Annotated in this window: 17 protein-coding genes, 1 tRNA gene and 4 pseudogenes; 11 read left to right on the top strand and 11 right to left on the bottom strand. The window is 59.7% G+C overall.

What is annotated here, in order from left to right; translation table 11 throughout:
* Nucleotides 1–7 precede the first annotated feature (7 nt).
* The 5 genes from NJU76_RS13495 (at nucleotide 8) to NJU76_RS13475 (ending at nucleotide 4,246) form a co-directional block, all read left to right on the top strand.
* Nucleotides 8–613, top strand: coding sequence for a chemotaxis protein CheC (locus tag NJU76_RS13495; RefSeq protein ID WP_254529532.1), 606 nt, complete (start codon nucleotides 8–10; stop codon nucleotides 611–613).
* Nucleotides 610–1,878: a chemotaxis protein CheC gene (locus NJU76_RS13490; protein WP_254529530.1), complete on the top strand. Its 1,269-nt coding sequence runs from the start codon at nucleotides 610–612 to the stop codon at nucleotides 1,876–1,878. Before NJU76_RS13495 ends, NJU76_RS13490 begins: the two co-directional genes overlap by 4 nt.
* Nucleotides 1,875–2,390 (top strand): chemotaxis protein CheD, encoded by a 516-nt coding sequence (locus tag NJU76_RS13485; RefSeq protein WP_254529528.1) that lies wholly within the window; start codon nucleotides 1,875–1,877, stop codon nucleotides 2,388–2,390. Before NJU76_RS13490 ends, NJU76_RS13485 begins: the two co-directional genes overlap by 4 nt.
* Nucleotides 2,387–3,316, top strand: coding sequence for a CheR family methyltransferase (locus NJU76_RS13480; protein ID WP_256566025.1), 930 nt, complete (start codon nucleotides 2,387–2,389; stop codon nucleotides 3,314–3,316). The genes NJU76_RS13485 and NJU76_RS13480 overlap by 4 nt, the downstream gene beginning before the upstream one ends.
* A 252-nt stretch (nucleotides 3,317–3,568) precedes the next feature.
* The gene (locus NJU76_RS13475) at nucleotides 3,569–4,246 is read left to right on the top strand and encodes a hypothetical protein (protein ID WP_340681219.1); all 678 of its coding nucleotides are present in this window, start codon (nucleotides 3,569–3,571) and stop codon (nucleotides 4,244–4,246) included.
* A gap of 112 nt (nucleotides 4,247–4,358) precedes the next feature.
* Here the strand turns inward: NJU76_RS13475 and NJU76_RS27055 are convergent.
* From NJU76_RS27055 to NJU76_RS13460, 3 pseudogenes are all read right to left on the bottom strand, one after another.
* A pseudogene (locus NJU76_RS27055) lies at nucleotides 4,359–4,916 on the bottom strand (DUF7289 family protein); the annotation flags it as partial.
* A 27-nt stretch (nucleotides 4,917–4,943) separates the two neighbouring features.
* Nucleotides 4,944–5,768, bottom strand: a pseudogene (locus tag NJU76_RS13465) (transposase).
* A gap of 76 nt (nucleotides 5,769–5,844) precedes the next feature.
* Nucleotides 5,845–6,718, bottom strand: a pseudogene (locus tag NJU76_RS13460) (secretion system protein E); the annotation flags it as partial.
* Between the two features lie 541 nt (nucleotides 6,719–7,259).
* Here NJU76_RS13460 and NJU76_RS13455 point away from each other — a divergent pair.
* Nucleotides 7,260–8,879 carry a long-chain fatty acid--CoA ligase gene (locus NJU76_RS13455; RefSeq protein ID WP_254529524.1) on the top strand — a complete coding sequence of 540 codons (1,620 nt, stop codon included), beginning with the start codon at nucleotides 7,260–7,262 and terminating at the stop codon, nucleotides 8,877–8,879.
* Nucleotides 8,880–9,092: 213 nt separating this feature from the next.
* Nucleotides 9,093–10,319: an acyl-CoA dehydrogenase family protein gene (locus tag NJU76_RS13450; RefSeq protein WP_254529522.1), complete on the top strand. Its 1,227-nt coding sequence runs from the start codon at nucleotides 9,093–9,095 to the stop codon at nucleotides 10,317–10,319.
* Nucleotides 10,320–10,676: 357 nt separating this feature from the next.
* Here NJU76_RS13450 and NJU76_RS13445 read toward each other — a convergent pair.
* Nucleotides 10,677–10,749: transfer RNA gene (locus NJU76_RS13445), tRNA-Arg, on the bottom strand.
* A gap of 159 nt (nucleotides 10,750–10,908) precedes the next feature.
* Nucleotides 10,909–11,253 carry a twin-arginine translocase TatA/TatE family subunit gene (tatA, locus tag NJU76_RS13440; RefSeq protein WP_254529520.1) on the bottom strand — a complete coding sequence of 115 codons (345 nt, stop codon included), beginning with the start codon at nucleotides 11,251–11,253 and terminating at the stop codon, nucleotides 10,909–10,911.
* Nucleotides 11,254–11,560: 307 nt separating this feature from the next.
* Here tatA and NJU76_RS13435 point away from each other — a divergent pair, with 307 nt between their 5' ends.
* From NJU76_RS13435 to NJU76_RS13420, 4 genes and pseudogenes are all read left to right on the top strand, one after another.
* Nucleotides 11,561–12,040, top strand: coding sequence for a redoxin domain-containing protein (locus tag NJU76_RS13435; RefSeq protein ID WP_254529518.1), 480 nt, complete (start codon nucleotides 11,561–11,563; stop codon nucleotides 12,038–12,040).
* 65 nt (nucleotides 12,041–12,105) lie between these two features.
* Nucleotides 12,106–12,921, top strand: coding sequence for an HD domain-containing protein (locus NJU76_RS13430; protein WP_254529516.1), 816 nt, complete (start codon nucleotides 12,106–12,108; stop codon nucleotides 12,919–12,921).
* A gap of 150 nt (nucleotides 12,922–13,071) precedes the next feature.
* Nucleotides 13,072–14,349: pseudogene (locus tag NJU76_RS13425) on the top strand (RNA-guided endonuclease InsQ/TnpB family protein).
* Between the two features lie 263 nt (nucleotides 14,350–14,612).
* Entirely contained in the window at nucleotides 14,613–17,615 is a 3,003-nt protein-coding gene (locus tag NJU76_RS13420) for an FIST N-terminal domain-containing protein (RefSeq protein WP_254529501.1), read from the top strand.
* Between the two features lie 135 nt (nucleotides 17,616–17,750).
* Here NJU76_RS13420 and NJU76_RS13415 read toward each other — a convergent pair whose 3' ends face one another.
* From NJU76_RS13415 to NJU76_RS13390, 6 genes are all read right to left on the bottom strand, one after another.
* Nucleotides 17,751–17,972: a MarR family transcriptional regulator gene (locus NJU76_RS13415; protein WP_254529499.1), complete on the bottom strand. Its 222-nt coding sequence runs from the start codon at nucleotides 17,970–17,972 to the stop codon at nucleotides 17,751–17,753.
* Between the two features lie 384 nt (nucleotides 17,973–18,356).
* Entirely contained in the window at nucleotides 18,357–20,195 is a 1,839-nt protein-coding gene (locus tag NJU76_RS13410; RefSeq protein ID WP_254529497.1) for an FAD-binding protein, read from the bottom strand.
* 2 nt (nucleotides 20,196–20,197) lie between these two features.
* The gene (locus NJU76_RS13405) at nucleotides 20,198–21,067 is read right to left on the bottom strand and encodes a succinate dehydrogenase/fumarate reductase iron-sulfur subunit (protein WP_254529495.1); all 870 of its coding nucleotides are present in this window, start codon (nucleotides 21,065–21,067) and stop codon (nucleotides 20,198–20,200) included.
* Nucleotide 21,068: 1 nt separating this feature from the next.
* Nucleotides 21,069–21,434: a succinate dehydrogenase/fumarate reductase transmembrane subunit gene (locus tag NJU76_RS13400; protein ID WP_254529493.1), complete on the bottom strand. Its 366-nt coding sequence runs from the start codon at nucleotides 21,432–21,434 to the stop codon at nucleotides 21,069–21,071.
* The gene (gene sdhC, locus NJU76_RS13395) at nucleotides 21,434–21,859 is read right to left on the bottom strand and encodes a succinate dehydrogenase, cytochrome b556 subunit (RefSeq protein ID WP_254529491.1); all 426 of its coding nucleotides are present in this window, start codon (nucleotides 21,857–21,859) and stop codon (nucleotides 21,434–21,436) included. The genes NJU76_RS13400 and sdhC overlap by 1 nt, the downstream gene beginning before the upstream one ends.
* Before the next feature lie 216 nt (nucleotides 21,860–22,075).
* The gene (locus NJU76_RS13390) at nucleotides 22,076–23,182 is read right to left on the bottom strand and encodes a succinylglutamate desuccinylase/aspartoacylase family protein (RefSeq protein ID WP_254529489.1); all 1,107 of its coding nucleotides are present in this window, start codon (nucleotides 23,180–23,182) and stop codon (nucleotides 22,076–22,078) included.
* Nucleotides 23,183–23,286 lie beyond the last annotated feature (104 nt).

The following is a 23,286-nucleotide window of genomic DNA, read 5'->3' as shown; positions in this document are numbered from 1 at the left end:
GGAACCTATGACGATGATGGTCGACATTCGAAAGTTGAGCTTTATAAACGAGATGGCGAAGGTCGGGACGAACGGCGTCGCCGACAACATGAGTAAACTGACCGGAGAGGACTCCCACATGGAGGTGACCAAGACCAACTTCATCGACATCGAGGATATCGAGTCCCAACTCGACGGTGGTAAGCGGGTCGGTGTCCGTGTCCGACTCCTCGATCCACCCCACGGGCACATTCTCATCCTGTTCCCCGAAGCGAGCGCGAAGAAGATCACCGCGATCATGCTGCGCGATGTCGTCGACGACATGGGCGACGTCTCCGGCAAGATGGCCCGAAGCGCAGTCGAGGAGATGGGGAACATGATGGCTAGTGGGTTCATCGACGGCTGGGCCGACGTCCTCGGGCGGGCGATCGATATCGCCGCACCACAGCTCGTCTACGCGCCGAACGGGGCCATCGTTACCCGGACGGCCAGTCTGGGCGGCGATGACCTTGCGCTGTTCTTCGACTCGGATCTGTCCGTGCCTAGTTATCAGATCGAAGCCGAGATTTACGCCTTCCCGGACTTAGAAGAGTTCGTCGAAATGGTCAACGGCATCGAAGTCCGACCCGCATGAAACTCGACGTCAACGCACTCGGCACGTTCTACCGGATGGCTCGAGAGGGCGCCGGGCTCGCGGCGGGCCGACTTACCCACATGCTAGGCGTCGAAACGCAGGTTGGCGTAACGAAACTCAACTTCATGCGGGGCCAGGAGATCCGATACGACTTCGAGGATTCGACCGAGAAAGTCGGCGTTCGAGTCAAACTGACCGGCGCGATCGAGGGGTACTCTGTCCTCGTCTTCGAGCGCGAAAACGCGCTCCGGGTCGTCGAGACACTGCTTGCCGGAGCCAGTTCAGACGCGGACGTCGATACCGACATCGGCGACGTCGACGAGTTCGACGAGATGACGAAAAGTGCCGCGACCGAAGTCGGTCACATCATGAACAGTGGGTTCATCGACGGCTGGGCCGACGTGCTCGAGGCGGTCATCGACGTGTCGACGCCCGAATTCGTCGAGGGCGAATCCGCCGAGCCGTTTTTCGGTGACATCGACGAGGCGCCAGCCGACGACGACCTCGCCTTGCTGTTCCAGAGCCAGATCGAAACCGTCGGCACCGAAGTAGGCTTCAGTCACTATCTCTTCCCGAAACGCAAGTCGATGTCGACGCTTCTAGAGCGACTGCGAACCAGCGACGGCATCGAGTACGACAAACTCGACGGCTTCGATCGGATGGCCGAGCGCGGCGCCGAAGAGGTAGCAAAGACCGCGACGACGTTGACCGGAATCGATACCAGCGTCGAGATCCGGCGACTGAACTTCGTCTCGCTCGAGGCGATCCCAGCGCAGGTAGCCAATCAAAAACTCGTCGGTGTCGCCTTCGAGTTCGACGGAATGCCAAGCGGCTATCTCCTCTTCTTGTTCGACGAGGAGTCGGCCCACGAAATCGTCGACGCGATGGTCCCGATGAACGTCGAAGAAGACGGCTTCGGCGAGATGGGGACGAGCGCGATTACGGAACTGGGCAACATCATGGCCAGTGGATTTCTCGACGGGTGGGCAAACGTCCTGGATACGACGATCGACCATTCGACGCCGAAATTCATCCACGACATCGGCGCCGCAGCCGTCGATCCAGTCATTATTCAACTCGGCGAAAATCAGGACTTCGCGTTCATCTTCGATACGGTCGTGGTGGCCGACGACCGCGAGTTCAATTGCGAGGTGTACGCGATTCCCGACGAATCGGACCTCGAGCGCGCGTTGAACGACCTCGACGTCGATCGGATCGAAGAAACGCCGACGACGGCAGAGTTCCAGGAAGTCGATATTACATGAAAACCTACGGTACTGAACCAGGCGCACCAACGCCCGTCCAGGTCGGTATCTCCGAACTGGTCGTCAGCGAAGGTGACGACACGCTCAAGTCCTACGGACTCGGCTCGTGTCTCGCCATCGCACTGTACGATCCGAACTCCGGGATCGGGGGGTTAGCACACGTCATGTTGCCCGACGGCGATGCCGCAGACAACAGCGATCGCAAACCCGGAAAGTACGCCGACACGGCGATCCGAGCGCTCCTCCGACGAATGGTCGAGCAAGGTGCTCACTACACCACTGTCGAAGCGAAGATCACTGGCGGGAGCGATATGTTCGAGTTCGAAAGCTTCGGTGACGGCGTCGGACAGCGAAACATCGCCGCCGCGAAAGAGGAACTCGAGAAACTCGGTGTCCCGCTCAAAGCAGAGGACGTCGGCGGTGATCACGGCCGGACCGTCGAGTTCACTCCCGGCACCGGAAAACTCGTCGTGAAGACCTCAAACGGTGAAACCGGAGTGAAAGAGCTGTGATCGGTGACACCGATGGCGACGCCGGACACGCTCGAGACGATACCGATGGTGGCAACGGTGACGATAGCGACAGTACCGACGCGTTCGGTGATCTCCTCGCGTTCGTCGAGGACGAATTGTCCTTTGCGACGAGCCACTACAACGACAGCTACCTAGACAGACGCGTCTCCTCCCGGATGCGCCGCACCCAGAGCGAAACGTACGACACCTATTTCGAAACACTGCGGAACGATCCTGACGAACAGGAAGCGCTACTCGAAGCACTGAGTATCAACGTCACGGGCTTCTTTCGCAACCCCGACGTCTGGTCGGGAATCCGAGTCGTCCTCCGCAGGCTCTCAGCGAACAATCGGACTATTCGGGTGTGGAGCGCGGCGTGTGCTGACGGCCGAGAACCCTACTCGCTGTCGATGCTCGCCTGCGACGATCCAGATATCGACGAATCGAAGGTGGCCATCCTCGGAACCGACATCAGTTCACCGGCACTCGAGACGGCTCGAACGGGCGTCTACGAGGAGTCTCGGACCGTCAATCTCGACGATCAGCTCTCATTTCTCGACGATTACACCCGATACGTCGACGTCGATGGCCGAACGTACCGAATCGGCGATGACGTGAAACAAAACGTCCGGTTCCAACGACACGACCTGATCAACGACGAACCGAAGTCGGGCTTCGACCTCGTCGTCTGTCGCAACCTGTTTATCTATATCGACAACGCGTATAAGGAGTCGATGCTCGAGACGATAGCCCGGTCGCTTCGTCCGGAGGGGTACCTCGTCATCGGGAAGGCAGAGACGATTCCGCCGAACCTCCAGTCGTCGTTCGTGGTTCGCAAGGCCCGTCTGCGTATCTATCAGCGGGAAGCTACGAAAACGGACGTCAGACGATTCAACTGGCGTTCGAATTCGAATCTCGAGTCCTGATGGAGCCTTCGTTCCGAAACCCTCGCCGCCGGCAGACGTACGTGAGACGCGAACCCTGTTCGTCGAACCCTTCCTCGAAGTGCTGGGCTAGGATATCCGCGCAGACGCGTGCCTGATGGATCGCAACGTCGACGAGACCCGTCTCGAGTACGTCCCGACGGTCGATGCGATCCCACCGCTGTTCGTGGCCGTCGAGGCGTGCGGTGATTCGCTTCGGGAGTCTCGAGCGAACGAGCTTCGACAGACGATGACATGGACGGACATCGATCGCGCGATCTATCGGCAGAGCAGGCCGAGGCGGTTCACACCAACGGCCGGGGGTATCTGCTGTTGGCGGGGACGACCAACGTCGAGTATCACGCCCACAGGGTCACCGACCTCGTCGACTCGCCTTCGGCGATCGAACCCTACTCCCGTGACGCCTGGAATCTGCGTCTCGAGCGGCTAGAGACGGACGGTCAGTTGGACGCTGGTGATGGAAACGCAGGCCCGAGCGGAGTCCACGGTGAGACTGATTTCGAGGGTCGAAACGACAGGCCTGGAGACGACGCAATGGAAGGTGCATCGACAGAATGCGGAGTGACGGAACGCGAATCGACGGAAGGTGAAACGGCGGGTCACGGAGCGAGGGAAGGCAACGGTGAGACGGGTGGGGAGTACGTGATTCGCTTCTTCACCGATCGCGGCCCGATCGGTGTGATCGGCCACCCGCCGTCTTGTGGGACGCTCGTCGAGGCCGCAGAGTATCTCCTCAGGCGAGGGCTCGCTGGCGTCGACGTCCCCTGGAGCCCGGACGACGGCGACGGATCGGTACTGAACGCCGAACCGCCCACGCCGACGGAACGCCGATGGCCGAACCGCAGCGCCTCTCGAATGGACTCTCCCTCGATACTGACGGCGACGACAGAGCCGGACGCGTCGAAGCACTGACCGCTCGGGCGGGATTGCGCGCATTGATACCGGGGGAGTGGGACTAGCGACCGGGGACGCTATCACTGGGGCAGCCTGACCGATGACCGGGTGACCGATGATCAACGTGATCTCAGTATTCGACGTCCGTCTCGACGACCGTGATCACGACACTGTCCACCGTCTTGCCACCGCTATCTTCACATGTTGCGAGTATGTCACCGCCTTCCGACCCGGTCATTTCCCAGCCGGATCGCTCGAGCGACGCGTTCCACGCACGCTCGTAGGAGGTGTTCATTCGTATCGAGACGTTGGAAACTCCGTCCTCGAAGTGCGTTTTTCGTTCTCGCTCCGTCATGGTGAACCCGAAACTATCAGTGTACTGAACCGATTGGTCAGACGCTTTGACCTCAGTCAACGAGATGACCACCGTCTCGCTCTCCGGATGACACGTCACCTGCGGTCGCTTGACGACGGCGCTTCCAGTTTCGTCTGCCCTAACGACGCCGGCGCCTTCGTACGCGATGATATCTGAACCGGTTTCGTACGAAAATTCACCGAGGTCGACGGGATTGACGGTACTTCGAGTTTCGTCTTCGATGACCGTCCGGCGGCCGTTCTCGGTCGCCTTCTCTTTGATGTCGTCCTCGGAGTACTTGATCGCCGTCCGAAGTTTTCCCGAGAGGTGCTCTATTGAAAATGCGGTACGGCAGCACGATCATAGCTTCTCAGCCACCTTCTTGATGTTGTGAAGAGCGAACATGAGGACAATTTCACGGACCTGTCGGTACCAGAACCGCGAACGCAAGGCGGAGGCTTGTGTTCGCTTCGTGGTCGAGTAAGACGTTTCTGCCATCCAGCGTTGCGTGTACCCGTTCTCCTGATTGAGTGCGTTATGCGCAGCAGCCATCGGCGTCGATCCACGGTGATGAACGAGGTATTCGAGATCGTACCCAGACAACTCGTATTCGGTGTGCCAGTCCTGAAATCCGTTATCGGCGACGACGGCCCGCAGGTCGTCCGCATTTCAGCGGACGACCCGCGGGCCAGCCTTCGTGTCATGTTCACGCTCGATACAACAATGCACGTCCAGCACCGCCAGCGACTCTGTATCGGTGAGTGTCGTCGCTTTGATCGTCTTCACCGCTCGATCCTGTCGCTGTAGGTAGTACTGTGAGGCTTGCTTCCGTTCGAAGAACGTACTGTCGAGAGCGACGTGGCCGGAGTGGCGGAGTTGCTGCGCGGAAGCGCGCAGCAACGCCCGCCAGACGTACATCGCGTATCGGTCAAGCGAGTGGTAGAACGTCGTTGGGTCAGGCAATGCATCTGGGTGAATGCCAAGACGCTCGCAGATATCTGGCATAAGCCCGAGCCGATCGACGAGTTCGGTGAACGTGTGGCCTTCTTCCTTCCGAATACAATGAGCAACGATGTGTGCTTCGCGGGGAAGCCCGCCTGACTCGGGCTTCCCCGCGTGATTTCCCAAAGCTTGTTTTGCTACACGTAGTGCCTTCTCAACGAGGTCGAGGAGTGCGACTGCCATAATCGGCTTCTCGACCTCGTTCTCTCAAATTATTACGGAACAGTCCCGACGCCGTCTGTCGTTTTCAATAAAGCACCGAGAGGAACTCTTGAAGCTCCAGTTCGATCTCGTTCTGGTACGGCTCGACCATGCAGTACTTCTTCTCGTTTTCCTTCTCCGAATGGAAAATGACGACGTAAGCGTAGGGTTTGTTCACCCAGTAGCGCTCGACCTCGCGGAAGTGAGTCTTTTTCTCGATCGGGACCGTCTTCTCGAGGTCGTACCGGTTGGCGACAGTCATGTTGCCCGCCGCAGTCGAGAAGAACTCGTCTTCGTCTATCTCTTCCCGTACATTGACGGTTCGTTCCTCGACGACGTCGTCGAGTTCCAGTGCGGCGTCGTTGCCGGCTGCGAGTCGTCCCTCGAGCGTGTCGGGGTCGAAACCGAGTGCGTCTTTCTCGTCGTGATGGACGATATCGCCGTTGGAGTCGCGAGGGCGACTCCCGTTGGCTTCGTAATAGTATTCCCACTTGTAGTGTTCCCACGACCAGATGTCTTTGACGACTGACGTCGTCTCCGGGTCGACGTACTCTGCGAACCGGTCCCAGAGCGCGTCAGCAGCGTCGCCGGCTACCGGGAGCAGAGTGTTGGCTACGTCGTCCGGCTGGTGACCGAGGTACGCCGTCGGATCGAAGTCGACTCGGTCCCAGTCGTCTCCGCTCGGCCCCCTCGAACGCCTCTCGTTCGTATCGAGTCCGAGCTGATCGTCCGCCTCGTCCGGATAGAGGACGGAAATCTCGTCGGCGTACCCGTATTCGGACATAAACACCTCCCACGTGTATTCGTCGACCCGGACGGTCCAATTCGATACTGGACCCGACTCGTGGGATCGTTCATCCTCCGACATAGGTCGGATTCATCACCCTCAGAAAGTCCTCGGCGTCCGACTGGTTGGTCTCGTCAACAGCCATTATATACACTCCTCCCCAATAGTAAAAAACCATCTGCCAATTACCATTTCTGATAATCCAGATGATTCGGAGGCTCTACCGATTCCGCTACTATTTCGGGTAGCACGAACAGACGGCTGAGTCCGCACGGCGCGAATGGCGATATTCTCGAGTCTGAGACATCTTCGACGGCAACGAACGGCCGCGAGTGAAAACCGATCACGAGAGGAATCGAGACGCGCTCCGTCTCTTAGGGACGACTATCTCGGTGTCACACACGTCTGTAATTCAATGGTTTTTGTGTTATGTTTTCGGCCCCTCGGTCCGCAGCCAGGGTACCGTATTCAGTTCCAAGGAGCGTAACTCAGCACGGTTCCTCTCCGAATATATACATCACGCTTATATCTGATCTTTCCCCTGATTGCAGTGTGATGAGTAGTCCGACTGACTCCGTTCGACGGTTCCAGGGGAGGCGTCTGAGCCACATCGACCGACTCGAGAACTCGACGTCATGTCCCGGGAGGTGGCGTAATTTGAGTAGTGCGACTGGTGGTGAGCGTTGATGACTGACCTGACGATACGGCCGTTCTTCTGGCGACCGACGAATCTCTTTCCGGAGACGCGGTTACTCTCTCGGACCCGCGACGGAATCGTCGACACCTCCTACGGCGAGTTCGGAACCCGAGTCCGATCGCTCCTCGCTGCACTCGCGGACCGTGACTTCGGTTCCGGGGACCGGATCGGGACGTTCGGCTGGAACCACCATCGACACCTCGAGACGTACTACGCTGCGCCGCTTTCCGGAGCCCAGTTACACACGATCAACGTTCAATTGGGCGACGATGACATCGTCTTCATCGTCGAGGATGCGGGCGACGATATCCTCTTCGTCGACCCTGGAGAGCCGTTCGAGACGATCGAACGGCTCTGGTCGGACCTCCCCGTCGAGCGGGTCGTCGTCATGGACGAGACGGCCCCTGAGACCGATATCGATGCCGTCGCCTACGAGGACCTGATCGCGGAGTCCGATCCGATCACGGACGAGGAGATGCCCGACCTCGAGGAGGACTTCCCAGCTGGGATGTGCTACACGTCGGGAACCACGGGCCGACCGAAGGGCGTCGAATACACCCACAAGATGATCTACGCCCACGCGATGATGGTGATGACTCCCGCTGGACTCGACATCAGCGAACGCGACGTCGTCATGCCCGTCGTACCGATGTTCCACGTCAACTCCTGGGAGTTTCCCTACGCTGCCACGATGGCCGGTGCAACCCAGGTCTACCCCGGTCCGTCGCCCAGCGCAGCCGACCTGCTCGAACTGATCGAGCGAGAGGGAGTGACGATGACCGCCGGCGTCCCGACCGTCTGGATCGACCTACTCGAACACGTCGACGAACACGGCGGCGACCTCTCGAGCCTGGAGCGGGTCGTCGTCGGCGGCAGTGCCGCGCCCGAGGAGATGATGCGCCGCTACGAAGACGAGTTCGACGTCACCGTCGAACACGCGTGGGGAATGACCGAGACGATGAGCATCGGCTCGGTGTCCCGGCCGAAGGCTCGGATGGACGACGTAGACCGCAGTCAGAAGTACGAAAAGCGACGCAAACAGGGACTGCTCTCCCCCGGTCTCGAGATGCGCGTCGTCGACGACGATGGCGAAGACGTCGCCTGGGACGGCGAAGCCGCCGGCGAGCTGTGGGTCCGTGGGCCGTCGGTCATCACGGAGTACTACAACCGACCACAGGCCAACGAGGACGACTTCGAGGGGAACTGGCTCAAGACCGGCGACATCGTCACTGTCGATGAAGATGGGTACGTCGAAATCGTCGATCGGGCGAAAGACGTCATCAAGAGCGGCGGCGAGTGGATCTCGTCGATCGCACTCGAGAATGCCCTGATGGCCAACCCGGACGTCGTCGAGGCGGCAGTGATCGGCGTTCCGCACGAGAAGTGGCAGGAACGGCCACTCGCGACTGTCGTCACCGCTGAAGAGAGCGACTCCGACGAGGACCAGCTACGGGCCCACCTCGAGGAGACGCTCGACCAGCCGGACTGGTGGCTCCCCGACGAGATCCGCACCGTCGATCGGATTCCCAAAACTGCGACCGGGAAGTTCGACAAGCAGGGTCTACGCGACGAACTCGACGTGGACGACGCCGAAACGGCAGATCGATAGGGGGATCGAACGAATCCCGATCCGAGGACGTCGTTCCGTCGTGTTCTCTGGCGAACGCGGTCCCGACCGGGTGATCGTCGCTGACTACCAAACCTCGAGACACGCATCGATCAGGTTCGGCTTCGGACCGCAGTGAAAGAAAAAATGCTGGGCTAGTTGCTATCGAGTGGGGATTCTCCCTATTCTTAGGGATTCCATCGGGCTACTCCGAGTATGCGATACAATGATAGTGAACGGGCTCGCGAGGTCGCCGATCGCGCCGCCGCGTTGATGGAGGAGGTCGTCCTGCCGGTCGAACGTGAACGAGCCGGGGGGATGGCCGTCTCGAGTGGCACCGTCGCGGAACTCCGCGAGGCGGCTCGCGAATACGACGTGTACGCTCCACAGATATCTAGAGAATACGGCGGAATGGGGTTGAGTTTTCGGGATTCCCTGCCGACGTTCGAAGAAGCAGGCCGAAGCTTGCTCGGGCAGGTCGCGATGCGCGTCGACGCCCCGGACGAAGGGAATATGCACCTTCTCGAACTCGCCGGCGACGAGATACAAACGGAAACCTACCTCAAGCCGCTCGTCGCGGGAGACATCAAATCCGGCTTCTCGATGACCGAGCCGATGCAGGGTGCCGGGTCGGATCCAAAGATGATTCAGACGACGGCACGAAAGGACGGGGACGAGTGGCTCGTCGACGGCCACAAGTGGTGGACGACCCAGGGCGTCGAGGCCGACGTTCTGATCGTCCTCGCTCGGACTGACGAGGATGCCCACCCGTACGAAGGCTGCTCGCTCTTTCTCGTACCGTCGGACGCCGACGGCGTCGAGATCGTGCGGGACGTTCCTCACATGGGCGGCGGCGATCGCGGTGCGTCACACGCCGAAATTCGCTACGAAAACGTCCGCGTCCCCGAAGAGCACCTGCTCGGAGAACTGAATCAGGGATTCGTCCACGCACAGGAGCGCCTCGGTCCCGCTCGTCTGACCCACTGTATGCGCTACTCGGGCATGGCCCAGCGCTCGCTCGACATCGCGAAGGCCTACCTCAGCGAACGACAGGGGTTCGGGTCCGCGCTCGCCGAAAAACAGTCGCTGCGCCACAGGATTGCCGACGCAGAAACACACCTTCACGTCGCCCGCACCGCGCTTCGAGACGCCGCAGACCGTATCGCCGCAGGAGACGAGGCCCGCATTCCCGTCTCCATGTGCAAGGTGTTCACAGCGAGCGTCACACAGGACGCCGTCGACCTGGCCGTCCAATCGTGCGGTGCGAACGGTATTGGGAAAGACCTGCCACTCTCGGACTTCTACGAATCAGTTCGGCAGTTTCGCATCGTCGACGGTGCCGACGAAGTCCACCGTCGGGTCATCGCACGCGCCGCCTTCGAGGACGTCGACACCGAAGAACTCGAGCCGCTGACCCGGTTTGGCGATCCGGATCGGCGGTGACGGACGAGTCACTGACGGCTTGTTCGCGTGATTCGGGTGGACTCCCCAACCGCTACCGGTTCTCTGTCTGGACAGGGTACGTCTATTCGCGAACACGACAGCTACACGCCAGACCCAGAAGGCGATCGACCCCGGACGAGCACTAGGGACGATCGTCTAGCCTCGCGCTCGGAGGAGAGAGGACACACGCGCCTCAAGGCGAAACGGGTACGGAGTCGACTCCGTACCCGTTTCGTTCCGCAAGGCCTTTATCGCAGAACAGACGTGGCGGATTGAACCACGGTCGTTTCGCATCGCTTCACTCTCTGATTCGACTCACGCTGGGCCGGTTTGCTCGCCGCTACGCGGCTCGCTGCACGGGCGTGGCGGGATTCGAACCCACGATCAGAAGGTTAGGAACCTCCTGCCCTCTCCGCTAGGCCACACGCCCTGGAATAAAAATATCTTCGTCAGCTGGGGACCTCCTCGGGGGAGCCGGGTCCGTGTCGAGGAAACTATCGTTCCGCTAGTTGCTGGTCCGTACACCGTCTTGCCCACCTCGAGTTCCGGTTCGATTTTCTCGCGCCCCTTCTGGAACTCACCTCTGGCCTCACCAGTCGTTGGTTTCTCTGTTGGTTTCTCTGGTCGTCTCGTCGGAGGTTACGGGATCCGTGTCGACGAAGTCGTCGTTCTGCTGGTTGCCGGTCTGCTGGTTGCCGGTCTGCTGGTTGCCTGTCTGCTGGTTGCCGGTCTGTCCACCGTCTCGCATCTCCTCGAGTTCCGATTCGACCTTCTCGCGCCCCTTCTGGAACTCGCCCATGGCCTCACCAGTCGATCGCGCCAGCTTCGGGATCTTGTTCGCCCCGAAGAGGAGAATCGCGATGATAAGAATGATTGCGAGCTCCGGAGGCCCCATGCCACCGGGAATGAACAGCGGTGCGATTTCGACTACCATCTCTATACGTGGATTATCCGCTGGCAATTATAACCTTTTTGGACCACAAAGGCAAGTACGCGGCCGCGATAGTCCATGTAAGACCGAGATTCGTCGAGCGTAACAGGCGTGGTGAGTTGCCGCTCTGCTCGCCGACCCGCTGGCTCACCCCGCTACTGTCGTGGGAACTCGGTACTCGACGAATTGGATCCGATGCCGAGCGTATTCGAATCGGCTATCCGGCCGTACCGGCGACCGACGACCGCACGCAGTACACTCCGTTCCGGGAACGAAACTATCTTTCCTGTTTACACCAAACGGGGTGACGATGGCTTCAACCGGAGACGCCGCACCCGACTTTACCGCACCGCTCGCAAACGGCGACATCGAGGAATTCTCGCTTTCGGACCGGCTCGAAACGGAGTCGCCGGTCGTCCTCGCGTTTTTTCCCGGCGCGTTCACCAGCGTCTGTACGACCGAAATGTGCGCGTTCCAGGACCGCCTCGCATCGTTCAATGACCTCGAGACGAGCGTCTACGGCGTCAGCCGCGACTCGCCGTTTGCCCTCAACGAGTTCCGCGAGCAGAACGGTCTCGAATTCGGACTCATAAGCGACTACAACAGGGAGATTACCGACGAGTACGGTATTCCGATGGACTTCGCCAATCTCGGCGTCTACGGCGTGGCAAAGCGTTCGGTATTTGTCATCGACGGCGACGGCGAGATTGCCTACTCGTGGGTCAGCGACGATCCGAGCGTCGAACCTGACTACGACGACGTCGAAGCAGCGGTCGCGGACCTGTCCTGACGGCTGATGACGGTCAGGGGGACACCCGTCGCAGCGTTTTTTTAGTCCGCAGCCGATGTATTCCTATGACCGATTCCGCCGCCAAGGAGGATCCCCGCCGCGTCTATTCCCCCGACGACGAACATAACTTTCCGGATGAGAAGCTCAATGCCGTCCTCGAGTTCGTCGACACCGACGAGGAAATCACGGCCTATCTCGAGGCACAGAACATCAACGCGGTCGACCGGATGCGGTACAACGACCACGGGACGAAGCACATCGAAATCGTCCGCAATCGGGCGTTGTGTCTCTATAACTTGCTCAAGGGCGGCAACGTCGATTTCAACGGCGCGCGCCAGCAGGGGTTGGACGAATCGGACGAGTCGGTCATCATCGCGCTCGCGGCAACCCTCCACGACGTCGGCCACATCGTCCACCGAGACAGCCACGCCTACTACTCGATCCCGTTAGCGGCGGATATCCTCGACCGGATTCTCCCCGAGTACTACGACGTTCCCGACTCCGTGCGGATGAAAGGCGAGGTCCTCCACGCGATTCTCTGTCACCACCGATCCGAAACGCCCCTCACCACTGAAGCGGGCGTGATCCGAGTCGCTGACGCCCTCGATATGGAACACGGCCGCTCCAGGATTCCATACGAACAGGGCGGGCGAGGTATCAACACCCTCTCGAGCCAGGCAATCAGCCGAGTCTCGCTCCAGCCGGGCGATACCACGCCCGTCATGGTCGAAATCGAAATGACCAACGCCGCAGGTGTATATCAGGTCGATAACCTGTTGAAGGCGAAACTGAAGGACTCAGGCCTCGAAGACCAGATCCGGATCGTCGCAGTCAACACGAACGAGAATCGAGAGCAACTCGTCGAGCGTATCGAACTTTAGCTGAAAGAGAGGGCGCTGAGCCCCCGTCCTCAAGGAGCGAACGGCGTTAGCCGCGAGCGAGTAGGGCGGGAATACAGCGTCCGCACGAGCGCCGACTTACTCTAGCCAGAACAGTTAACTAAACACAACTACTAACAGAGAATAAGTCGCATGGAGTACAGTCCCCGATACCGACTCTTTCCCACCACCACCCAACGGGAGAGTTTGGACTGGACTCGTGACACCGTGCGACAAGTGTACAATCACGCCCTCCACGAATTCAATCAAATCCCAGAAGACGAGGGGACGCTTCGACAGCGCGTCTGGCACGTCCGCGACGAACTCCCACAACTCAAGCAACAGTGGACAGACCTCAAACAGGTCTACTCCACCGTGTTGCAGAAAGCTGTCGAGCGCATCCGTACCAACATCACCAACCTTGGCACACTCAAAGCCAAGGGATACGACGTTGGCTCGCTGAACTGGAAGTCACCGCGTGAGTATCGGAGTTTCACATACCGGCAATCGGGCTTCGAACTCGACACGAAGAGTGGCCCGCGAGACCGAGCGAGACTCCGACTCACAAAAGTTCGTGGTGAAACCATCGAAATCCCACTCCGCCTTCACCGTGACCTTCCCGACCACGATGCTATCAAAGAAATAACGGTGAAGAAAGAACCCACAGGAGCGTAGTACGCTTCGTTCTGCATCAGCATCGACACGCCAGAGAAACCAGACCCAGCGGACATTGTGCCGGAAGACACAGTTGGGATCGACCTCGGCGTTCTCACCTTCGTCCAGGATTCGGACGGACGCTCCGTCGGACGTCTTGACTTCTCCGACGAGCGAAAACGCCTCGAGCGCGAGCAACGCTCGCTTTCTCGCAAACAGTACGAGTCGAACAACTGGGAGACGCAACGGCGTCGAGTCGCGACGGTCCATGCTCGCATGTCGAACAAGAAGCGAGACTATAAACACAAACTCGCGCACTATTACACGACCGAGTACGAGGCAGTGTTCGTTGAGGATTTGAACGTGAAGTCGATGCTCGAAGCCAGTGGCAACGCTCGGAACAAGGCCGAGGTTGGCTGGCGAAACTTCAGTACGATTCTGAAACATCACGGTCGGAAGAACGAGTGTCACGTCATCGAAGTCGAACCGAGTGGCACGACGAAAGAGTGTGCATCGTGTGGCGTGGAGACTGAGAAGCCGTTGTGGGTTCGGGAACATTCCTGCCCGTCGTGTGGGTTCGAGTTGGAGAGGGATTGGAACGCGGCGTTGAACATCCAGTCGCGTGGTCTGGAGAACCTAGGAGTGGTTCACTCCGAAGCAACGCCTGTGGAGACTGCGACCGCTGTGGATACTTCTGAAGTGTCTGCACGTCGCGTCGTCGAAGCAGGAAGCCCTGCCCTCAAGGAGTCGCCGAAGGCGACGAGTAGGGCGGGGTAGTTCACTCTCGGTTTCTCCCCATCGTCTTGTTTGTCGGAAAGGACGTCTGCGACGCCGTTCTCGGGGATCGCACCGCTCTTCCCGAGTAACCAACCGTCGTCGATTCAATCGACGGTCACGCGACGTCTGCCGTGTTCGATCTCGGTGTGAAAAATTCACGATATTTTATTTATTTTGTTACACATATGAGTGATTATGATATTTCACTAAAAGTCATCGGTCAATACACCAATTTCTTATACTGTATCCGTATGCGTAATATTATGGGCGTCAGTCTACGAGAAGCCGGGTCGAACTATTCGATACGGTTCGGCGCCGTCGTCTTCGGAGCGACAGTACTCATGGCCGTAGCCGGCAACGCGGCCGGTTTCCCCGGATTGGTTGTCGGTGTGGTTCTCGTCACCGGGACGGGGTACGTACTGGGCGCTCGCGTCGATCAGAGACACGAGGAAGTGGTGGCGAATATCGAGGCAGCGATCGGAAAGCCCGATTCTGGGGTAGGAAACGGTGACATCCGAGAGGTGGACATTGTCATCAAAGAGCGGATCGACGAAATACGCAAGCAGCGCCAGGGGGTAGACGACCTGGAGACGAAGGTGGATGACCTGGAGACGAAGGCGGACGACCTGGAGACGAAACTCCAGCGCGAGAAGCGACAGAACGAGCAGATCGAGAGTCAGACCGAACGGTTTCGGGAAGCGATGCAGCTCGTTGCCGCCGGACAGCTCGCCCATCGAATCGAAGCAGACGAGGAGTCGTCACTCGACGTTGCGGACGATTTCAACGAGATGATGGACGAACTCGAGGGGACTATGCGCCACCTCAAAGACTTCATCTCGCTCGTCGTCTCGTCGAGCGACGACGTGTTGTCGGGGACCGAAGAGGTAAGCGAAGCGGGCAACCAGATTGGCAGGGTGATTCAGGAAATCTCCGGCGGTGCAACGGCACAGTCCGAACAACTCCAGTCGGTCACGAACGAAATGGGCACCCTCTCATCGAGCATCGAAGAGATTGCCAGTCTCTCCGACGGTGTCACGACGCTCTCCGAACGAACTGCGGAGACGGGACGCGAAGGACAGCGGGCTGTACAGACCGCAATCGACGGATTAAACGAAATGGAAGACGGGTCGACGGAAGCGGTCGAAGCGATCGAATCGCTTCGAGCGGATATGGAGGCCATCGATGAACTTGTCGAATTCATACGCGAGGTCGCTCACGAGACGAATATGCTCGCGCTAAACGCCAACATCGAGGCGACGCGCAGCACCGATGAGTCCCGAGACGAAGGCGGGTTCGCGGCTGTGGCAAAGGAAGTTAAGGAACTCGCAGAAAAGAGCAAAGAGGCGGCCGAGGACATCGAGAAGCGGATCGACGACATTCACGAGCAGACCGAAGTGGCGACGAACACCGTTCGAGAGACGGAAGAGCGAATTGCTGAACACACCGATTCGATCGAAACCGCGCTCGACGCACTCACCGAAATCGCGGAGTACGCGGCGGAGACGAATCACGGTGTTCAAGAGATTTACACGGCAGCGAATCAGCAGGCAGAGTCGACGCAGGAGGTGGTCGCTCTCGTCGACGAGACGACGACGATCAGCGAGCAGACCTCCAAGCTGGCGGAAAAAGTCACCGCGTCGGCCGAAGAACAAACGGCTGCGCTTACGGACGTTTCGAAGAGTGCCAGACAACTGTCTCAAAACGCGAACTGGTTGCACGACACGCTCGAGATGTACAAAGCACGCCAAGACCCGCCGGGGCTAGAGCGCAGGTCGCCCGCCGGTCGTCCGGACGCCACAACCGCAGCGGCTGGTGATTCAGGGCCATCGAAACCGGCCTCATCGAAATCGACGTCGATGGAATCGACGCCATCGGAATCGACGGGGACGTCAAACTGGTCCGACTCGATGTGGGGGTCCGCGGCTTCGACCGGGTCCGAGTGGGAGTCCTCGACGCGGGAGCTGGAACCCGAGCCAACGCCCGAAACGCCGTCACCGTCGATGACGAAATCCGAAGGGTTCTCGTTCGATAGCACGGACGACGCCGGGGCACTTCCGACGCAGTTTCAGACCGGCATGGCGGTCGACGACGATAGTTTCGATGCGGGCTATCGAGCGGCAGCGAAGGCGCACGAGGCGTTGGGGACGGATCGTGTCGACTTCTGTCAGGTCTTTTGTTCGCCAGAATACGAATACGAGGCCGTTCTGGCCGGAATCCGCGACGTGATTGGAGACACCCCAGAGCTAATCGGTGCGTCGTCCGCAGGAGAGTTCACCGAGCAGGCAGTGTTAGAAGGGAGCGTCGCGGTTTCGCTCGTCGCCAGCGACACGATCAAATTTTTTACGGGACTCGGAACCGACGTCTCCGAGGGGGCTGCAGATGCGATCAATCAGGCGGTAACGGATCTCCCGTCGTCGGTCGAGGGCTATCCACATCTATCGGCGATCAACCTCCACGACGGGTTGGCCGGCGTCAGCGATCAAATCGCACTCGTTACACAGCGAAACCTCGGTCACGATGTCAGCTTCGTTGGCGGGTCGGCGGGTGACGACCTGGCGATGAACGCGACGCACGTCTTTCACGACGACACGATTGCGACCGATTCCGTCGTCATCGCACTCATGGCCTCCAAAGAGCCGATGACGATCACCGTCGATCACGGTCACTCGCCGATTTCCGAACCGATGACGGTCACGAAATCCGATGGTGGCCAAGTCATCGAAATCGATGGAAAACCCGCGTTCGAAGCCTGGCGCGAAGCGGTCGAATCGTACCTCGCCGAGACGGGCCGAACCATCGACTTCGAAGCCGTCGAAGAGGACAGTCAGGAACTGCTCAGGCTATTGACTGAGTTCGAATTCGGTATCGAAGAAGGGTACGGGGCGATCAACGACGGGTACAAGATACGCTGGCCCGGCCTGACACTCTCGAAAGCGGGACCGCTCGACTTCCCCGTCGGCGTCCCCGAAGGAATCGTGTTGCGGGTGATGCACAGTCCGCCAGACGATCAGATCGTGTCTGCTCGTGACACGGCACGGGCCGCGATTCGAAACGCCGCCGGTGACGTGGCCGGTGGGTTCGTCTACGACTGCGCGTGTCGTTCGATCATCCTCGGCGACGAGTTCGACGATGCCGTCAGTGCGATCGATGACGAGCTGGGAGTCCCCTTCAGCGGATTCGAGACCTACGGGGAACTCTGCATGGAGCGTGGCCAGATGAGTGGCTACCACAACACCACGTCCGTCATCATGCTGCTTCCGAAGTAACGGGGGGTCCATCGCTCCGTCCGCCGGCTGTCGCGACTCGTTTCTAATCGGTCCATCGCCGATCACGTTCGCGATGCCGTAGACCGATCCAAGACGGGCGTTCCCCTTGGAATCCGTCTCGAGCGCGTTCGGTGATCAGACGAGTTCGTATCGTCCGTCCGTCCGCTCGAGGTATCCCCGTTCCCGTAGCGTGCCCGTGATCGAGAGGACCGCACCTTTCGTGACAGCGAGGTCGGTACAGAGGTCTTCAGCGGTCGCACCATCACTGGCCGCGAGATACAGGTACACCAGTTTCGCTCGAGCGGAATCGAGTTCCGTTGGAAGTGATACGTCAAGACCCGTCGTTGTCGAGACCATACTCGATCCCATCTGTTTCGACAATAATAAATGTCTTCTTCAACAATTGTCGAAATATCGTGAATAGATCGACTTTCTCGATTGTCGAGATTCGAGTCGTCGGTCACCAGACGGACGTCGACGGCGGAAGAGAATCATCCGAGCGGGGATTTCAGGTATAGGCGATTGTCGTAGTGGCCGTGTTCGATGTGAAGTACCACGGGGCACGCCCCGAGGCACTTTCGCTGTACTACTGTAGAAGAGCGATGATGAAGTCGAACCGCCGTCCAATGCAGTTTCGTCCGTATATACCAGTGAGTGAGACGTGGAAACTAATTGGGCGTGAGCGACGCGTGGCAAGTAGGTGAAGACGAATCCGAAAATGCCGACGCCGCGGCCGACCCGTCAGTAACTACGCTCTTTCGGTTCGTAGGTCTTGTTCTCGCCCTCGAGGATGACCGGACGGTAGAAAATCGAGGGAGCGCCGTCGTCCCACGAGATGAGTGTGTGTTTGAGCCAGTTCTCGTCGTCGCGGACCTGGTTCTCTTGACGCCAATGGGCCCCACGGAATTCGTTGCGAACGAGTGCGCCGAGCGCAATCGTCTCGGCGACGTCGATCAGGTTGCGCGTCTCGAACGTCTGCTGGAGGTCGGTGTTGAACGTTCGCGACGGATCGTCGACGTACACGTCCTGGTACTCCTCGCGGCACTCGCGGATGATCCGCAGCGCCTTCCTGACTCCGTCGCCGGTGCGGAAGACGTTCACGTAGTCGGTCATCGCTCGCTGGAGTTTCGCGCGGATCTCCGCGTGCTGAACGCCGTCGTCTTTGTCCATCAGGTACTCGACTCGCTCGCGAGTCGATTCGACGGTGCGTTCGAGGATACTCTCTGCGTCGGCGGTAACCCCGCCGTCCGCGGCGACACCGCCGGTCGTGTCCAGTCCCGCTTCGCCGGGGGCGACCGGCAGTTCGGTGTCGGTTTCGTCCTCGACGTCGTCACCGTAACCGGTTTTGATTGTAGGCTCGCCCAGTTCGTCGCCGGCGGCGTGACGGCCCGCACGCTTCCCGAAGACGATGAGTTCCGGCAAGGCGTTCCCGCCGAGGCGGTTCCCGCCGTGGACTGAGACGCAGGCACACTCGCCGGCAGCGTAGAGTCCGCCGACACAAGTCTGCCCGTTCTCGTCGACCTCGATGCCGCCCATCGCGTAGTGCTGACCGGGTTTGACTGGCATCGGCTCGACGAGGCCGTCGACACCCTCGAAGTCCTCCGCGAGGTGGAGAATGTTTTCGAGACGGTCTATGATTCGCTCCTCGCCGAGGTGGCGCATGTCGAGATGGACGTACTCGTCGTTGACGCCGCGCCCTTCGTTGACTTCGGTGAGTTCGGCGCGGGCGACGACGTCACGAGAGGCGAGTTCGCCGGAGTTGTTGGCGTAGCCGTGCTCGAACATGAACCGCTCGCCCTCGTTGTTGTAGAGGATGCCGCCTTCCCCGCGGACACCCTCGGAGATGAGGACGCCGGTCGACGGCAACGATGTGGGATGGAACTGAATGAATTCCATGTCCTCGAGTGGTACGCCTACACGATACGCCATCGCGTGGCCGTCGCCAGTACATGAGACGGCATTGGTGGTGTGATCGAACGCCTGACCGGGACCGCCGCTCGCGAGGACGACCCCGCCGGTCGCCTTGAAGCCCTCGATGTTGCCGGACTGGATGTCGTAGGCGACGACGCCGTGACACGTGCGGTCGTTCGGATCGGGTTCGTCGGTCGTCGCGAGGTTCATGACGTACCACTCGTCGTAGACCTGAATGCCGCGCTTGACGACCTGCTCGTACATGACGTGCAGCAGGTGATGGCCCGTTTCGGCACCGGCGTAGGTGGTCCGCGGGTATGAAAGCCCGCCGAATGGACGCTGTGAGACCCGACCGTCGTCCTCGCGGGAGAACGGCATCCCCCAGTGCTCGAGGTTGATGGTCTCCTCGGGAGAGTTCTTGGCGAGGGTCTCGACCGCCGGCGCGTCGCCGAGGTAGTCCGACCCTTTCATCGTGTCGTAGGCGTGGAGTTCCCAGTCGTCGCCCTCCTGAAGTGCGGCGTTGATTCCGCCTTCTGCCGCGCCGGTGTGGCTGCGGACCGGGTGGAGTTTCGTGACGAGTGCCACGTCCGCTCCGGCTTCGTGTGCTGCGATCGCGGCCCGGAGGCCAGCGCCGCCTGCGCCGACTACGATAACGTCGTGTTCGTACATGATTACCAGAACTTCAGGTTTTTCTTGACTGCCTCCCGCTTGAGCTCCTGAATATGCTCGGTGAGCGGAATGTCTTTCGGACATACCTCGGTACAGGAGAACTGGGTCTGACACCGCCAGACGCCGTGTTCCTGCTCGAGAATGCGGAGTCGGTGCTCTTTGATCTCCTCGTCTTCGCGTTCATCCATCGCGAACCGGTAGGCCTTGTTAATCGCCGCGGGGCCCAGATACTCGTTGTCCCCGGCAGCGATGTTACACGAGGACATACACGCGCCACACCAGATACAGCGCGTGGACATCTTGACCTTCTCGCGGTTCTCGCGGGACTGTCGCTGTTCCTCGAGTTCGCCCTCTGGGAGGTCTTCCTGCTGGAAATACGGTTCGACGGTGTGCATCTGGTCGTAGAAGTGGTCCATGTCGACGACCAGGTCCTTGACGACCTCCTGATGTGGGAGCGGCTCGATGCGAATCGGCTGCTCCAGGTCGGCGATCTGGGTCTTACAGCCCAGTCGCTGCGTCCCGTTAACAAAGAACGCGTCGGAGCCACAGACTGCCTGTCGACAGGAGTGACGGAACGTCAGCGACGAATCGTACTCGTCGCGGGCGTACATGACTGCGTCGAGGACGGTCATCCCCTTCTCGAAGGGGACGTGGAAGTCGTCGAAGCGAGGTTCCTGTTTCGCTTCGACTTCGGGATCGTATCGGAACACCTTGATGTGTGCCGTCTCCCCCTCGAGTTCGGAGGCGTCGGCCGTCGTCTGGTCGATCGCCTCATCTTCTTTCTGTTTTTCTGCGGCCGGCGACTCAGCGCCTTTCATCGCCGGGTCTTCCGGTGCTTCCTGACTTTCCGGTTCGACTTGTTGCGTACTCATATTAGATCATCCCCGCCATCGTGAGTGCGACGTAGGTTCCCTGTGCGACGAGTGCGAGGGCCGCGACGACCAGCACCGCCAGCACAACTTTCTTTTGAGTCCCCTGGAGCCCCTGATTGACCAGCGCGTTGTAGACGCCGTTGACGCCGTGGAACGCGGCGGTGATCAGGAACAGCACCATCGTGAGGAAGTAACCGACGTTATCCATTCGGGCCTGCGTCCCCATGAAGGTTACTTCGTACGCGTGGTTGACGAAGTGAAGCAAGAAGAAGTGAAAGGCGAGGACGACGACCAGAAATGCCGCGGTGATCCGCTGGAGGAACCAGCCGGTACCGCCTGGCGTGAACGAGGAATACCGTTCCGCCATCAGAGGCTCACCCCCGAGAGGAACGTCGGCACGCTCGCAACGGTAATCGCACCCGTCAACACCAGCGAGGCGTAGAAGCTCTTGTCCTGTGCGTCGAGTCCGACGCCGAGGTCGACCATCAGCAGGCGGAGACCGTTCAAAATGTGGAAGACGGCCACCGCGAGCAGGCCGACCTCGAGGAGACGGACGAGAAACAGCCCCTCGAGGCCCTGGAGGGTCGTGGTGTACACGTCCGTTTCTGCTTGAATTGCCGATGCGCTCCCCGCTGCGCCGAGAGACGTACTCAGCACGGCGATATGGGTAAACAGGTAGCCGATCAACACCCACCCGGTGAACTTGTGGAAAATCCACGCCCACATGCCGGCCGAGAACTCCTTCCAGCGGCCGAAATCCTCGATGAGACCGCGATTGTAAGACTGACTCATACGCTCATGTGGACCGTTTGACCGTGGAGGTATAGAAGTTACTTTTATCGCCCCGTATCCGCGTCGCGTCGGTGAAACTAACTACAGAAACGAGTACGTTTTGTCATAGATCTTCTGGCCCGAACCGGAACCTTCCCATCGGACGATTCGAGACCGTCCGCCTGAAGGATTCCAGAACGTCCTGTCGGACGTGTGACCGTACCACGGTCCGTCTGTTCAGTCTTCAGCCTCTTGGCGCCGAAGATTGGAACGGGACGTCTTCGTCGTGCGCTCGCGCTCGAGAGCGGTGAGCGTGTCCGGCGAGAGGCCGACGAGGTGACAGAGCGGGTTCCCCGGGTAGACGACCGGATTCTCGAGGACGCCAACGATGAGGCCGGTGAAGGGAGCCTCGACGGTGACGATGTCCTCTTCTTCTTTGAACGGATTGGTAATGGCACAGATAACTTCGCCCTCTTCGACGAGCGCGCCGCGGCCACGTTTCATGTCGACGATGCCGCCCGCGTCCGCACGAAGCCAGGTTTTCTCGTCGTCGGTGTCGATGACGGTTCGCCAACCAGGCCAGTGAACCGACGAGTCCCGGTGGAGGCCGAACTCGGCGAGGACGCTGGCGACGCCGGTGAGTGCGCGGTCGATCAATCGCCGCTGGAACCGATGTGCTTCGCCCATCTCGACGGTAATCGTCGGGATGTCGGCCTCCGTCGCCTCACGTCGAAGCGTTCCCGATGGGCCCTCTCCCGCGATAATTACGTTCGAGCTGAACGCATTGGCGAGTCTGGCGACGTCCGGGCGTTCCATGTTCGCTCGGACGTGAAGCATGTTCGTCCGGCCGCGCGTGGACGTATGGAAATCGACTCCGATATCGCACGGCTCGATGAAATTCGTGTATATCTGGTTTGCCATCCGTCTGGCGCTCGTCGATCCTTCCCGACCGGGAAACGATCGGTTCAGGTCACGGTCGTAGATTGGCAGATACCGTTCCTGGGCGATGAACCCGGGAACGTTCATCACGGGTAGACAGACTAACGTTCCGTGGAGAACGGAATGATCCCAGTCGTGAGCCACCTCGCGAACGACTTCGATTCCGTTGAGTTCGTCGCCGTGGGCCGCCGCCGAGAGAAAGACCGTCGGGCCGGGCTGTTCGCCGTTGATAACCGTAACGGGAATCCTGACCGGGTCCCCGAGATACGTCTCGCTGATACCGTAGCGAATGTTCGCCGATTCGCCTGGGTCGACCCGGCCGCCGTTGTACGTGAACGCGTCCTCCATCTGATCGGTACCCCGTGGTTCGTCGGGAGGTTCGGTCGCCGCAGCGTCGTCGCTCATATGACGTTCTCCGGGGGTAGTAACGTGAATCTTCCCCCTTCATCCGCTTCGACAGCGTTCCGTGTCGTTCTTTCCGGATAAAACCAGATTCCCTCGAACAACGT

The organism is Natrinema gelatinilyticum (assembly GCF_024266705.1).
Lineage (GTDB): Archaea > Halobacteriota > Halobacteria > Halobacteriales > Natrialbaceae > Natrinema > Natrinema gelatinilyticum.
The sequence above is the reverse complement of the archived record's forward strand: the minus strand, read 5'-3'. Positions and strand labels throughout refer to the sequence as shown.